General features: G+C 67.3%; 11 protein-coding genes. 5 read left to right on the forward strand and 6 right to left on the reverse strand.

Annotated features, from left to right (window positions below; translation table 11 throughout):
* Positions 1–43: 43 nt before the first annotated feature.
* The 3 genes from ACFFII_RS05905 to ACFFII_RS05915 all read right to left on the reverse strand — a co-directional run bounded on the left by ACFFII_RS05905 (position 44) and on the right by ACFFII_RS05915 (position 2,006).
* Positions 44–1,276: a flagellin N-terminal helical domain-containing protein gene (locus tag ACFFII_RS05905; protein WP_377697955.1), complete on the reverse strand. Its 1,233-nt coding sequence runs from the start codon at positions 1,274–1,276 to the stop codon at positions 44–46.
* A gap of 174 nt (positions 1,277–1,450) precedes the next feature.
* Positions 1,451–1,765 (reverse strand): hypothetical protein, encoded by a 315-nt coding sequence (locus tag ACFFII_RS05910; RefSeq protein WP_377697956.1) that lies wholly within the window; start codon positions 1,763–1,765, stop codon positions 1,451–1,453.
* On the reverse strand, positions 1,758–2,006 hold the full coding sequence (locus tag ACFFII_RS05915) for a flagellar biosynthesis protein FlgJ (RefSeq protein WP_377697957.1): 249 nt from the start codon (positions 2,004–2,006) through the stop codon (positions 1,758–1,760). Before ACFFII_RS05915 ends, ACFFII_RS05910 begins: the two co-directional genes overlap by 8 nt.
* A gap of 105 nt (positions 2,007–2,111) precedes the next feature.
* Between ACFFII_RS05915 and ACFFII_RS05920 the strand changes: the two genes are divergently transcribed.
* From ACFFII_RS05920 to ACFFII_RS05935, 4 genes are all read left to right on the forward strand, one after another.
* The gene (locus ACFFII_RS05920; RefSeq protein WP_377697958.1) at positions 2,112–3,512 is read left to right on the forward strand and encodes a flagellar hook-length control protein FliK; all 1,401 of its coding nucleotides are present in this window, start codon (positions 2,112–2,114) and stop codon (positions 3,510–3,512) included.
* Between the two features lie 10 nt (positions 3,513–3,522).
* Positions 3,523–4,191 (forward strand): flagellar hook capping FlgD N-terminal domain-containing protein, encoded by a 669-nt coding sequence (locus ACFFII_RS05925; protein ID WP_377697959.1) that lies wholly within the window; start codon positions 3,523–3,525, stop codon positions 4,189–4,191.
* 205 nt (positions 4,192–4,396) lie between these two features.
* A complete protein-coding gene (gene carB / locus ACFFII_RS05930; protein WP_377697960.1) occupies positions 4,397–7,735 on the forward strand; it encodes a carbamoyl-phosphate synthase large subunit in 3,339 nt (1,112 codons plus the stop codon).
* A 6-nt stretch (positions 7,736–7,741) separates the two neighbouring features.
* Positions 7,742–8,869, forward strand: a complete 1,128-nt coding sequence (locus tag ACFFII_RS05935; RefSeq protein WP_377697961.1) for a hypothetical protein — start codon at positions 7,742–7,744, stop codon at positions 8,867–8,869.
* Between the two features lie 75 nt (positions 8,870–8,944).
* Here ACFFII_RS05935 and ACFFII_RS05940 read toward each other — a convergent pair whose 3' ends face one another.
* Complete coding sequence (locus tag ACFFII_RS05940) at positions 8,945–9,439, reverse strand: BrnA antitoxin family protein (RefSeq protein WP_377697962.1); 495 nt, start codon at positions 9,437–9,439, stop codon at positions 8,945–8,947.
* A gap of 225 nt (positions 9,440–9,664) precedes the next feature.
* Between ACFFII_RS05940 and aroC the strand changes: the two genes are divergently transcribed.
* Positions 9,665–10,765, forward strand: a complete 1,101-nt coding sequence (aroC, locus tag ACFFII_RS05945) for a chorismate synthase (RefSeq protein WP_377697963.1) — start codon at positions 9,665–9,667, stop codon at positions 10,763–10,765.
* On the opposite strand, the gene ACFFII_RS05950 is transcribed toward aroC, so the two are convergent.
* Positions 10,762–11,556, reverse strand: a complete 795-nt coding sequence (locus ACFFII_RS05950; protein ID WP_377697964.1) for a class II glutamine amidotransferase — start codon at positions 11,554–11,556, stop codon at positions 10,762–10,764. The two genes, aroC and ACFFII_RS05950, sit on opposite strands and share 4 nt — an antisense overlap.
* Before the next feature lie 114 nt (positions 11,557–11,670).
* Positions 11,671–14,328 (reverse strand): alanine--tRNA ligase, encoded by a 2,658-nt coding sequence (gene alaS, locus ACFFII_RS05955; protein ID WP_377697965.1) that lies wholly within the window; start codon positions 14,326–14,328, stop codon positions 11,671–11,673.
* Positions 14,329–14,396: the final 68 nt, after the last annotated feature.

Below are 14,396 nucleotides of genomic sequence, written 5' to 3' on the forward strand. Positions count from 1 at the left end.
ACGGAAAGGGGACGGGCGCGCGCAAAGGCGCGCCCGGGCGTCGTCAGCCACGGAACAGCGACAGGATGTTCTGCGGCGCCTTGTTGGCGATCGACAGCGACTGGATGCCCAGCTGCTGCTGGGTCTGCAGCGCCTGCAGGCGGGCCGAGGCTTCCTCCATGTCCGCGTCCACCAGCGCGCCCACGCTGGATTTCAGCGTGTCGGTCAGCTTGGATACGAAGTCGGACTGCATCTCGATCCGGCGTCCGGCGGCACCGAAGGAGGCAGCCGCGTTGGTAGAGGCCTGCATCATCGTCTCGATCGAGGCGAGCGCCGCTTGGGCGTTTGCAGGCGTGGTGACGTCGAGGCCGGCCAGCGCACCAAGCCCGCCCGCACCCGCGTTCCGGAACTGCGCGGTGATGTTCAGGTCGTTGGTGGTCGCAGGAACGGTGCCCGACTTGATCGTGAGCTGCCCCGCGGTACCCGAGTCGTAATCGACGCTGACCCCGCTGATCCCCAGCTTCTCGATGGCGGACTTGAGGCCCACGGCCACGACGTCGTTGGGCGTGGTCGAACCCGCATCCGCCGCGCTGACCGTGTAGGTCGCCGTCTTGTCGCCGATGCGGATCGAGACGCTGTCGCCGGCGGCAAGGCTACCGGCGCCGGCACCGATGACCAGGGTGACGCCGGTCGTGTCTCCGGCCCCCAGCGACATCACCGCGCTATCGCCCGCGGCCGAGGCGGGCGCCGTGCCCGCGCCGAAGATGTCCTTGGCGACGTATCCGCCGGTGGACAGGTTCTTCCCCGAAACGTTGATGTTCGAGGTGCTGACGCCCGTCGAGCTGCGGTCAAGCGACGACAGGAAGTCCACCGAGGTCGTGCTGCCGTCCAGCAGGTTCAGGCCGTTGACCTGCGACCCCTTCACGACGCCCTCGATCTGCGCCTTCAGGTTGGTGACATCCTCCTGCAGCTTGGCGCGGTCCTGCGCATTGGTGGCGTTCTGCGAGGTCACGATCGTGTCGCGCATCTTGGTCAGCAGGCCGGTGATCTGCTCGGCCCCTTCCCGCGCCATGCCGACCGTCTGCCCCGCCGTCGCAAGGCCCGACGAGATCGCCTTGAAGCCGCTGACATCGGCCTCCATCACCTTCGAGATCGCCCAGACGGCGGCGTTGTCCTTGGCCGTCGCCACCGACTTGCCGGTCGAGATCTCGTCCTGCGTCTTGGCCAGGCCGGCGTTGATCCCCTTGAGGGTCTGCAGCGCGACCATCGCGCCGTTGTTGGTCAGAATGCTGGACATTGTGTCCCCCTTCGCTTGCGGACGTTTTATCCCCGTCCGGGTTTCGTGAGTTCCGGCCTTCTGACCATCGGGCTGCGCCCGGCGCCTTCCGACGCGATCACCTTTCTATCCGGTGCCGCCTAAGGAATAGTGAATTGCCGCGGCGGCGCCAAAAACCGAGTTGCAGGCATTTTATCAAAACCGCTGCGTGCGGGCGGAAAGCACGGTGGCGACCCGCTGCCGCCCGCTGCGGTCATAGACATCCAGCCCGCCGAGCAGCGCCGACAATTCGCGCAGCCAGGCGCGCGCGCTGTCCAGGCCCTCCAGCGCCGAGAGGGCAAGCCCGCGCAGGCGCGCCAGCTGGCGTTCGCAGGCTGCCTGCGCCTCGGGGTTCAGGGGCTCGCATGCGACCTGGGCCGCAAAGGACTCCAGCGCCTTGCGGCAAGCCTCGGGGTCGCCCTGGGCCATGGCGGCGCAGGCGGTTTCGAGCAGCCGTTCCGCCTTATCCATGGTCCGCCTCCAGCCTGCCCGCAAGGCCGAGGTCGAGGCGCGAGGCCAGCGCGGCCGCGTGCTGCTCGGTCAGGAAGGAGGAAAACTGCGACTCTCCCGTTCCGCCACCGAATGCGCCCGCCCCCGCATCCGGCATGGCGATCTTCAGCATTTCCGCAAGGAACGCCGTTTCCAGCTGATCTCCGGCCCCTGCAAGCTGAATCCGCGGGGAAATATCCGCCCCGTATCCTTGGATTTTCATCTTCTCACCAGATTAATTCGCCTGATCCCTCAATTACCCTTCAGCGGTAAATATTCGGTAACCCGGACCGGGTAATCACAAACCGTGATTCTCAGGGGCCATGCGATGCCGACCGCGATTGCACGTCTTTCTTCTGCCGCCTCGGCCCTGCCCGCGCAGACCGGCACAGCCCCGGCAGAGGCGGCCTCTCCGGGTCAGGCCGCTGCATTCGAGGCGGTGCTGGACCTGCTCGCCGCAGCCCGGTCCTCCGGTCTGCGGAAGGAGGCTCCGACCGCCGAGCCGGAGGCGCCGGACCCGGATGCGGCCGAGGAGGAGCATGCCGCCGAGAAGGCCGATCCCGAGGGGGTTGGGCAGCCCGTCTGGTCCGAAGCGCCGCCAACCCTTGCCGGGACCTTCCTGGGCCAGCCGCCTGGCGACGCGCCCCCTGCCTGGCAGCAGGGCATTGACCCTGCGCGGGATACCGCCCTCATGGGCGCTCAGGCGGGGGCACTTGCGGCCACGACTCCAGCGCTGCGGGAGGGCTCGGCCGCGTCGGACCCGAATCTCCCGGGCTCCCAGGTGCCATCCCCGGATCAGGCACCGCTCCAGGCGGAACGTGCGGGCCGCCCCGCTTTTCTCGCGGCCGAGCCCCCGCTGCGTTCCATGACGCAGGAAGCTTCCCTGCGCGGCGCGGCGCCGACGGCGACCGGGGCAAGCCCCGCACCCGCCTTGGCAGAGCATCGACAAGGCCGCCAGACCGTGAGGGTTGCACTCCAGGCACCTGGAACGGAAATCCCGGAACTGACTGGCCCTGCGGCAGCTCAGGAGACGGCAGCCCCGCCCGCTTCTTTGGGACATGACCGCGACGCCGCCTCATCAGCGCGTCCGGCCGAAACGGCCGCGCCCAGCGAGGGCGCAGCCCACGAACAGGCAGGCGCCTCGACCGCGTCCGGTGAGCCTGCCCCGCTTGAAGCGGCTGCCAGGGAAGACGCCGACCTCCATGCTCCGCAGGCGGCGGCCGACGCCGCAACCTCCGCGCCGGCCATGCCCGGACCTGCACCCGTGCCCGAGGCGGCCTCCCGCCCTCCTGCAAGGGCCGAGGCAGCCGCTCCGCACCCGCCGCATGTGCCCGCGCCCGAACGTCCCGTTGCCGACGCCATCGTGCGCACGCGGGACGGCCAGGTCGAGGTCGTGCTCAACCCTGTCGAACTGGGACGCGTCACGCTTCTGCTGGGGGCCGAAGGCGATCCGGGGCACCTGGGGCTGTATGTCGAGCGCCCGGACACCGCCGATCTCATCCGGCGCCACAGCGACCAGCTGCTGCGCGAGTTGCGCGAGAACGGCATGCCCGAGGCGCGGCTGGACCTGCTGCGGCAGGACGGTCAGGGCCAGAACCGGGGCGGCGGCTTCCGGCAGCCCTCCCAGGCTGGCGCCCCCGAAAGCGCCCCCGAGGGCGCGCGCGCAGGACCTGCCGACCGGCCCGCGCCCCCCGCACCCTCCCTCTCCCGCCTCGACATCCGCCTTTAGGATCAACCGCATGAACAGCATCACCTCCCCTGCCCCCGCCTCCGCCACCTCTCCTGCCCTGCCCGGCGGGGGAGCCGCCCCCTCTGCCTCGACCATGGCCGGCGGCGACTTCGAAACCTTTCTGAAGATGCTGACGACACAGATCAGGAACCAGGACCCGCTGAACCCGATGGAAGGGTCCGATTTCGCGGTGCAGCTGGCGACCTTCTCGGGGGTCGAGCAGCAGGTCCGCACCAACCAGCTGCTGGAACAGGTCGCGATCGGTCAGATGGGGGGCCTGGGCGCGCTGGCCGGCTGGATCGGGAAGGAGGTGCGGACATCCGCGCCCGTCAGCTTCGACGGCGAGCCGCTCACGCTGGACATCCGCCCCGCAAGCGGCGCCGACCGGGTCGAACTGGTCGTGATGGACGCGCACGGCCGCGAGGCGCTGCGCGAGGACATCGGCACCGGCACGGGCGAGATCGACTGGGCGGGTCGGACAGCCGAAGGCCCGCTGGCCGACGGGCTCTACAGCTTCAAGCTGGTGAGCTATCGTGGCGAAGAGGTCCTGAGCACACAGGCCGTGGGCGCCTATGCCCGCGTGACCGGCGCCGAGGTGACGGCGGACGGCATCCGCCTGTCCCTGCCCGGCGGCGCAAGCGCGCTGGAACGCGAGATCACCGCCCTGCGCGAGGCATGAGGCCCGGCGCAGGCGTGGGTGCGGCCAAGGGGCGGCTCCTGCGCTGCCCCTCCTCCGTCCGTCGCAAGGCTTCCTCTCGCGCGGACGCCTCATGCCCTTCCACGCTGCGTCCCGCCCCGTGCAATGCTGCCTGCCCTTGCGGAACCGCCGCCGCTGTCTATAACCCCCGACGATTTGCACGCCGACAATCGTCGAGGGGACAGCCATGCCGAAAAGAAATGATATCTCCTCGATCCTGATCATCGGCGCCGGACCCATCGTCATCGGCCAGGCCTGCGAGTTCGACTACTCCGGCGCTCAGGCCTGCAAGGCCCTGCGCGAGGAAGGCTACCGGGTCATCCTGGTGAACTCGAACCCCGCCACGATCATGACCGATCCCGGCATGGCCGACGCGACCTATATCGAGCCGATCACCCCCGAGATCGTGGAAAAGATCATCGCGGCCGAGCGTCCCGACGCGCTGCTGCCGACCATGGGCGGGCAGACCGCGCTGAACACGGCGCTGGCACTGGCCGACATGGGCGTGCTGGAAAAATACAACGTCGAACTGATCGGCGCCCAGCGTTCCGCCATCGAGATGGCCGAGGACCGCAAGCTCTTCCGCGAGGCGATGGAGCGGATCGGGCTGGAAAACCCCCGCGCCACCATCGTCTCGGCGCCCAAGCTGCCGAACGGGAAATACGACATCTCGGCCGGCGTCGCGCAGGCCATGGAGGCGCTGGAGGAGATCGGCCTGCCCGCCATCATCCGGCCCGCCTTCACGCTGGGCGGCACGGGCGGCGGCGTGGCCTATAACCGCGACGATTACGAGGCCATCGTGCGCTCGGGCCTTGATGCCTCGCCGGTCGCGCAGGTTCTGGTGGACGAAAGCCTGCTCGGCTGGAAGGAATACGAGATGGAAGTCGTCCGCGACCGCGCGGACAACGCCATCATTGTCTGCTCGATCGAGAACGTGGACCCGATGGGCGTCCACACGGGCGATTCGATCACCGTTGCCCCGGCGCTGACGCTGACCGACCGCGAATACCAGCGGATGCGCTCGGCCTCGATCGCGGTGCTGCGCGAGATCGGCGTCGAGACCGGCGGCTCGAACGTCCAGTGGGCCGTGAACCCCGCCGACGGCCGCATGGTCGTGATCGAGATGAACCCGCGCGTCAGCCGTTCCTCGGCGCTGGCGTCCAAGGCCACTGGCTTCCCCATCGCCAAGGTCGCGGCCAAGCTTGCTGTCGGCTACACGCTGGACGAACTCGACAACGACATCACCAAGGTCACGCCCGCCTCCTTCGAGCCGTCGATCGACTACGTGGTCACGAAAATCCCGCGCTTCGCCTTCGAGAAGTTCCCCGGCGCCAGGCCCGATCTGACCACCGCGATGAAGTCGGTGGGCGAGGTCATGGCCATCGGCCGCACCTTCCACGAATCGCTGCAAAAGGCGCTGGCCTCGATGGAGAACGGCCTGACCGGCCTCGACGAGATCGCCATCGAGGGCGCCGCCGAGGAAGGCAAGCCCGCCTTCATCAAGGCCCTGTCGCGTCAGACCCCCGACCGCATCCGCGTCATCGCCGAAGCCATGCGCGCCGGGCTTTCCAACGATGAAATCCAGCGCGTCACCAGCTTCGACCCCTGGTTCCTCGCCCGCATCCGCGAGATCGTGGACGCCGAGGCCGAGATCCGCCACCACGGCCTGCCCTCGGACGCCGCCGGCCTGCGCCGCGTCAAGATGATGGGCTTCACCGATGCCCGCCTCGCTCACCTGACCGGCCAGACGGAAACCGCCATCCGCCGCGCCCGCCGCGGCGCCGGCGTCCTGCCCGTCTTCAAGCGCATCGACACCTGCGCGGCCGAGTTCGAGGCCCAGACCCCTTACATGTACTCGACCTACGAGACCCCCGCGATGGGCGACGTCGAGGACGAGGCCCGCCCCAGCGACCGCAAGAAGGTCGTCATCCTCGGCGGCGGCCCCAACCGCATCGGCCAGGGGATCGAGTTCGATTACTGCTGCTGCCACGCCTGCTTCGCGCTGACCGACGCGGGCTACGAGACCATCATGGTCAACTGCAACCCCGAGACGGTCTCGACCGACTACGACACCTCGGACCGCCTGTACTTCGAACCCCTGACGCTGGAGCACGTCCTCGAAATCCTGCGGGTGGAGCAGGAAAACGGCACCCTCCACGGCGTCATCGTCCAGTTCGGCGGCCAGACCCCGCTGAAGCTCGCTCAGGCGCTCAAGGACGAGGGCATCCCGATCCTCGGCACCACCCCCGACGCCATCGACCTCGCCGAGGACCGCGAGCGCTTCCAGAAGCTGCTCCACGACCTCGGCCTCAAGCAGCCCGTCAACGGCATCGCCCATTCCGCCGACGAGGCGCGCGAGATCGCGCAGCGCGTCGGCTTCCCGCTGGTGATCCGCCCCTCCTACGTCCTCGGCGGCCGCGCGATGGAGATCGTGCGCGACACCGACCACCTCAACCGCTACATCACGACCGCGGTGCAGGTGTCCGGCAAGAACCCTGTGCTGCTCGACAGCTATCTCTCGGGCGCCATCGAGGTCGACGTGGACGCGCTGTCCGACGGCACCACCGTCCATGTCGCGGGCATCATGGAGCATATCGAGGAAGCCGGCGTCCATTCGGGCGACTCGGCCTGCTCGCTGCCCCCCCATACGCTCGACGCCGCCACCATCGAGGAGCTCAAGCGCCAGACCGTCGCCATGGCCCGCGCGCTGAACGTCGTGGGCCTGATGAACGTGCAGTTCGCCATCAAGAACGGCGAGATCTTCGTGCTCGAGGTCAACCCCCGCGCCTCGCGCACCGTGCCCTTCGTCGCCAAGGCCACCGACAGCGCCATCGCCTCCATCGCCGCGCGCCTGATGGCGGGCGAGCCGATGGAGAACTTCCCCCTCCGCCCCGCCTACCCCGAGGGCGTCGGCCCCGACACGCCCCTGCCCTATGCCGACCCGCTGACGCTGGCCGACCCGGTCACGCCCTGGTTCTCGGTCAAGGAGGCGGTGCTGCCCTTCGCCCGCTTCCCCGGCGTCGACACGCTGCTGGGGCCGGAGATGCGCTCGACCGGCGAGGTCATGGGCTGGGACCGCAACTTCGCCCGCGCCTTCCTCAAGGCGCAGCTGGGCGCGGGGACGCATCTGCCGGACGAGGGCCGCGTCTTCGTCTCGGTCAAGGACGCCGACAAGACCCCCGAGATGGCCGAGGCGATGCGCGACCTTTCCGCCATGGGCTTCACCCTGATCGCCACCCGTGGCACGCTTGATTTCCTGCGCGGCGCCGAGGTCCAGGCCGAGCTGGTCAACAAGGTCTACGAAGGCCGCCCGAACATCGTGGACCGCCTGAAGAACGGCGACATCGCGATGGTCCTGAACACGACCGAGGGCGCGCAGGCCATCGCCGATTCCCGCGACATCCGCTCGGTCGCGCTTTACGATAAGATCCCCTATTTCACGACGGCGGCCGGAGCGATCGCCGCCGTGGCGGCGATCAAGTCACGCGAGGAAGGGGACGTGGGAGTCAGGACGTTGCAGGGGTGAAACGCTATGAACTCTCTAATCTATCCGCAGTATCTGCCCGATCATGCTGAATTGCGGACACACTTGCTAGTTAATCATACCGTCCGTACTATTGTACCTGCGTCGGACCAAGCGGGTGTTCTTCGGCGCGCGCCCATAAGCGCAATCAAAGACTTCATCCCTGATGACGCTATGGGATTTGTAGATCCAAACTATCATTATAACAGCTGGTACGAAAGAAAAGAATTTCGTGATCAGCTAAGCCTACTTTACTCCCCTACAGTCAATTCATCTCGACACAATGAAGTATGGAGAAGGCTTAAGTTTGATTCGCAAGGAAAGCTAACGCCGGAGTCTGCGCACATCCTTACTTCAGGTAGAAAATATTCAGAATCTTGGATTTACCTAGCGCAACAAAAGTTCCCTCAAGACTTACTAGAGGAACTACTCGAGATCAGACTTGCAGCAAGAGTGAACTCTCTCCACCATGAAGCATTTCCTATCCTAGTCCATCCGCGAGTAGGAGCATTTATTCTTTCGCAGCTTGCACGAAGCATCGCAGCTGACCAGACTCTTAGCTTGGTAACATCAAATAAAACCGCATTGAAAGATGCACTTTTCCAGCCGGAGGGCGATTTAGAGAGCGAGCACGACACTCTCCTAGCACTTCTGCTTAATATAAGCATACCTGACTCTATAGCTAAAATAAGACCAAAGGACTACGGAAGCATTAGAGACGAGTACGAAGATGTCAGAAACAATATTCACGAACTCGTTCACAGCGTTGCGGGTCGATTTAATCTTACCTCAAAAAGCAACGTTCGTGAATTCAAGGAATATACCCTAGAGAAGACGGCTGACATCTCCCGCGAGATCAATCGCGCGCAATCAGCTATCCGGAAAGACAGGTTCAACTCTGGTGCCAATCTTGCCATCAGTTTGGTTGCAAGTGCGAGTGGCGCTGCCATTGGCGAGCACATGGGCGGCCTAATAGGCGCGTCTTTAGGAGCGGTTTTTGCTCCCGTTGTTACGACAGGATCACTCAAGCTGTCCACAAATACAATTGACTCACACAATAATGGAATTAAGCGGTTTGCAGCTTTGAAAAGTTCCATTGAGAGAAGGACTGGCTATCGCGCATATCTACAACTGTAAGCCTTTGCACGTCGGCAGCAAGCGCAGGATGGGACTTTACCTGACCACCCCACAACGGCGGGGTGATACCCCACCCTACCTCGCCCTTAACCACGCCATCGTATCCGCCCGCGCCGCGCGCTTCTCCTCGCCCAGGGGCACCCCCGGCTCGTCGCTCATCAGCCGGGCGGCGTCGGGGCCGAGGTCTTCGAAGTCCTTCTGCGCCTCGCCCCAGCCCGGCTTGCGGCCGTCCAGCCCCTCCTCGGCGCGCCGGGACAGGTAGTCCATCGTCTCGCCCCCGCGCAGCAGGCCCGCCAGTCGCGCGTGCATGAAGGCGCGCAGCACCGCGTTCATCCGGGGGCCATAGCCCTCGCCCATGCCGCGGAAGAAGCGGACCACGTCCTCCTCCAGCGCGATCGTCACCCGGATGCGTTTCGCCTCGCCGCGCTCGCGCGCGATCTCGTGCCAGGCCTCGGGGATGCGCCCCTCGGTCAGCAGCTTCTGGTGCAGGTCCCATTCCAGCCGCCGCATCGCGTCGGCCATGTAGTGATAGTTCAACCGCCTCGCCGACTCGGCCTTCGATCCCGCCATGCGCGCCCCCTGCCCTTTGGCCGCAGTCTGGCGGAAAGAAGTTAACGCCCGCTCAATGCGGCGTTCGCATCGGCTGTGCATGGGTTGTGCATCCCCCGTACATCCGATGTGCATGGCGTTTTCCGGGGAAATCCGCCCCGGACAGGCCGGGGCCGGAGTTCCGAAAGCGCGCCCCGTTGCGCCGCGCCTCCCCCTCGCCTATGCCGTCGCAAAGGGGTTTTCCGCATGAGCGTCAACAGCTTCGGTCGCATCTTCACCGTCACCACCTGGGGCGAAAGCCACGGCCCCGCGCTGGGTGCCACCGTGGACGGCTGCCCCCCCGGCGTGGCCCTGGACGAAGGGGCGATCCAGCCCTTCCTCGACCGCCGCCGCCCTGGCCAGTCGAAGATGACCACGCAGCGGCAAGAGCCTGATTCCGTTCGGATTCTCTCCGGCGTTTTCGAGGGCCGCACGACCGGCACCCCCATCCAGCTGACCATCGAGAACACCGACCAGCGCTCGCGCGACTATGGCGAGATCGCCCAAGCCTTCCGCCCCGGCCACGCCGACATCACCTATCACCTGAAATACGGCCACCGCGATTATCGCGGCGGCGGCCGCTCGAGCGCCCGCGAAACCGCCGCCCGCGTCGCTGCGGGGGGCGTCGCCCGCGCGGTCCTGCGCGAACTGGCGCAACAGGTGACGATCACGGGGTATATGGTGCAGATGGGCGAGCTGACGATCGACCGCTCGCGCTTCGATCCCGAGGAGATCACCCGCAACGACTTCTTCCTGCCCGACGCTGCGGCGGTCCCCGACTGGACCGACTACCTGACCCGCATCCGCAAGGAGCAGGACAGCGTCGGCGCCGTCGTCGAGGTGCTGATCCAGGGCTGCCCTCCGGGCCTCGGCGCGCCGGTCTATGGCAAGCTCGACACCGATCTCGCGGCGGCGATGATGTCGATCAACGCGGTCAAGGCCGTGGAAATCGGCGAGGGCATGGCCGCCGCCCGCCTGCGCGGAACCGAGAACGCCGACGAGATCCGCATGGGTCCGAACGGCCCCGAGTTCCTGTCAAACCACGCGGGCGGCATCCTCGGCGGCATTTCCACGGGCCAAGACATCGTGCTGCGCTTCGCGGTGAAGCCCACCAGCTCGATCCTGACCCCGCGCCGGACGATCAACCGCGCAGGCGAGGAGATCGACCTGATCACCAAGGGCCGCCACGACCCTTGCGTCGGCATCCGCGCGGTGCCGGTGGCCGAGGCGATGGCAGCCTGCGTGATCCTCGACCACCTGCTGCTGGACCGCGCCCAAACGGGCGGCCAGCGGGGCGAGATCGGCTAGGCCGCCTCGCGCAGCGGCTCGACCACGAAGGGCGTGATCGTGACCGTGTCGCCCTCGAAGACGCAGAAAGAGCCGGGCGGGACCTCCAGCCAGTCGGCCTCGTCCGTTTCCAGCGGCTCGGAGACCACGGCGCGGCCCATGCGGCTGTCGGACCAGCGGTGGAACAGCGTCGGGGCAAAGTCGTCCGTGGCATAGCGGGCCGCGTAAAGCCGCCGCCCGTCCGAGAAGGCGCAGGTCAGACGGACATGAGGCGCGGCGCCGCGCCGCCGGGCCAGCGCCTCGAACCGCGCGGTGGCGCGGGCCAGCGCGCCGCAGGGGTCGTTCTCAAGCCCCTCGCCCAAGGCGCAGAGGAACAGCGCCTCGCTGTCGGTCGCGCCCTTGCGGTGCGGGTAAAGCGCGTCAGGGATCAGCAGCTCGGCCGCGCGGCGCCAGCCGTCATAGCCGCCGAACTGGCCGTTGTGCATGAAGGACCAGCGGCCTACGGCGAAGGGATGGCAGTTGTTGCGGCTGGTCGCCGTGCCGGTCGAGGCGCGAACATGGGCCATGAACAGGTGCGACTTGACCGTCGCGGTCAGGCTACGGAGGTTCGGGTCCGACCAGGCGGGCATCACGTCGCGGTAAAGGCCGGGCTCGTCCCGCTCGCCATACCAAGCGAGGCCGAAGCCGTCGGCGTTGACCGGAGTCTGGCAGCGGACCGCGCCGTGGCTCTGGCGGATCAGCGAGTGCCCCGGCCGGCTGACGATGTCCTCAAGAAAGATCGGCCTGCCCAGATAGGCCGCCCAGCGACACATTCCCGTCCCCCGCATTCGTGTTTGGGCGGACGTTAGCAGCGGCCGGGCGACAAATCAGCATATTCCTTCGGCCCTGCGCGGGGTTGCTGATCACAACCCCGCGCAGGGAATGGATCACGCGGCGTCCGCGATCACCTTCTCGACCGCCGCGATGGCGTCGTCGAGCGCGTCAAGCGACGGCGCTCCGCCCTGCGCGCGGTCGGGACGGCCACCGCCGCCCTTGCCGCCCAGCGCGGCAACCGCCGCCTGGACCAGCGACACCGCGCTGACCCGTTCCGCGAGATCGGGCGTCACCGTCGCCGCCACCGTGGCCTTGCCGTTGTCCTCGGTCATGACGACGACCGCGCCGGTCGAGAGGCCCGAGCGCATCTGGTCGGCCAGCGCGCCCAGTTCCTTGCCCGAAACGCCCTCGACCCGCCGCGCGATCACCTGCACGCCGCCGATGTCCTTGGGCGCGGCCTCCGATCCGCCGCCCATCGCCAACTGGCGCTTGAGCTGCGCGATCTCGTTCTGCATGGCCTTGCGGTCGTCGGCCAGCGCCTTGACGCGGCCCACAACGTCACCCGCCTGCGCCTTGAGCATCCCGGCGATTTCCGCAAGCTGCCGTTCCGCCTCGCGCAGATGCGCCAGCGCCGCCTGTCCGGTCAGCGCCTCGACCCGCCGCACGCCGGCCGAGGACGCGCTGTCGCCGAGCAGGACAAAGGCGCCGATGTCGCCGGTGCGGCTGACATGGGTGCCGCCGCAAAGCTCGATCGAGTAGATGTCGCGGTTCGTGCCCTTGCCCGAGCCCTCGCGCCGGCCCATGGACACCACGCGCACCTCGTCGCCGTATTTCTCTCCGAACAGAGCCTGGGCGCCCATCTCGCGCGCGTCGTCGGGCGCCATCACCCGCGTCTCGACGGGGGTGTTCTGGCGGATGACGGCGTTCACCTCGGCCTCGACCTGCGCCAGTTCCTCGGCGCTCAGCGCCTTGCTGTGGCTGAAGTCGAAGCGCAGCCGGTCCTCGGCGTTCAGGCTGCCCTTCTGCGCGACGTGTTCGCCCAGGGCATTCCGCAGCGCCTCGTTCAGCAGGTGCGTGGCCGAGTGGTTGGCCTGGATCGCGCCCCGGCGGGCGCTGTCCACCGACAGGGTTGCCCCCTGCCCGCGCGCCAGCTGGCCCTGCGTCACGGTGGCGAAATGGATGAACAGGTTGCCCGACTTCTTCGTGTCGGTGACTTGCGCCGCGCCGGTCTCGGTCTTGATCAGGCCGGTGTCGCCCACTTGGCCGCCGCTTTCGGCGTAGAAGGGCGACTGGTTGACGACGATCTGGACCTGCTGGCCCTCGCCCGCCGCTTCGACCTCGGCGCCGTCCTGCACCAGCGCAAGGATCGCGCCCTCGGCAGCTTGGGTGTCATAGCCCAGGAACTCGGTCGCACCAAAGCGGTCGGCCAGGTCGAACCAAATCGCGGCGTCCTTGGTCTCGCCCGAGCCCGCCCAGGCGGCGCGCGCCTTGGCCTTCTGCTCGGCCATGGCGGCGTCGAAGCCCGCGACCTCGACGCCCCGGCCCTGCTCGCGCAGCGCGTCCTGCGTCAGGTCCAGTGGGAAGCCGTAGGTGTCGTAAAGCTTGAAGGCCGTCTCGCCCGGAAGGTCGGCGCCCTCGGGCAGGCGCGCAACCTCGTCCGACAGCAGCCGCAGGCCCCGGTCGAGCGTCTGCTTGAAGCGCGTCTCCTCGCCCTTCAGCGTTTCCTCGATCATCGCCTGGCCGCGCGACAGTTCGGGATAGGCCGCGCCCATCTGCTGGACCAGCGCCGGAACCAGCCGGTGCATGACCGGGTCCTGCGCGCCCAGCATGTGCGCGTGGCGCATGGCGCGGCGCATGATGCGGCGCAGCACATAGCCGCGGCCTTCGTTCGAGGGCATGACGCCGTCCGCGATCAGGAAACTGGTGGACCGCAGGTGGTCGGCGATGACCCGGTGATGCACCTTGCCCGGCCCGTCGGGGTCCGAGTTGGTCGCATGGGCCGAAGCCTCGATCAGGGCCCGCATCAGGTCGGTGTCATAGTTGTCGTGCTTGCCCTGCAAGAGCGCGCCGATCCGCTCCAGCCCCATGCCGGTGTCGATCGAGGGGTTCGGCAGAGGCTTCATCGAGCCGTCCTCGAACTGCTCGAACTGCATGAAGACAAGGTTCCAGATCTCGATGAAGCGGTCGCCATCCTCTTCGGCCGAGCCGGGCGGGCCACCCCAGATCGAGGGGCCGTGGTCATAGAAGATCTCGGTGCAGGGGCCGCAGGGGCCGGTCGGGCCCATGCGCCAGAAGTTGTCGTCGGTGGGGATCCGGATGATGCGGTCGTCGCCCAGGCCCGCGACCTTCTTCCAGATCGCCGCCGCCTCGTCGTCGGTATGATAGACCGTGACGAGCAGCTTGTCCTTGGCGAGGCCAAAGTCCCTGGTCAGCAGCTCCCAGGCGTAGGGGATCGCCTCGGTCTTGAAGTAGTCGCCGAAGGAGAAGTTGCCCAGCATCTCGAAGAAGGTGTGATGCCGCGCGGTATAGCCGACATTGTCGAGGTCGTTGTGCTTGCCGCCCGCGCGCACGCATTTCTGCGCCGTGGTCGCGCGGGTATAGTCGCGGTGTTCCAGCCCCGTGAACAGGTTCTTGAACTGGACCATGCCCGAGTTCGTGAACATCAGCGTCGGGTCGTTGCGCGGCACCAGGGGCGAGCTGTCCACGCGCCGGTGGCCGTTCCGTTCGAAGAAGTCGAGGAAGGTCGAGCGGATGTCGTTCAGGCTGGGCATGGGACGGATTCCTGCGGGGATTGGCAGCGGTCACATGTAAGACCGCCGCCCCCTCCTGTCCAGAACGC

Origin of the sequence: Paracoccus niistensis (assembly GCF_042432925.1) — a bacterium.
Lineage (GTDB): Bacteria > Pseudomonadota > Alphaproteobacteria > Rhodobacterales > Rhodobacteraceae > Paracoccus > Paracoccus niistensis.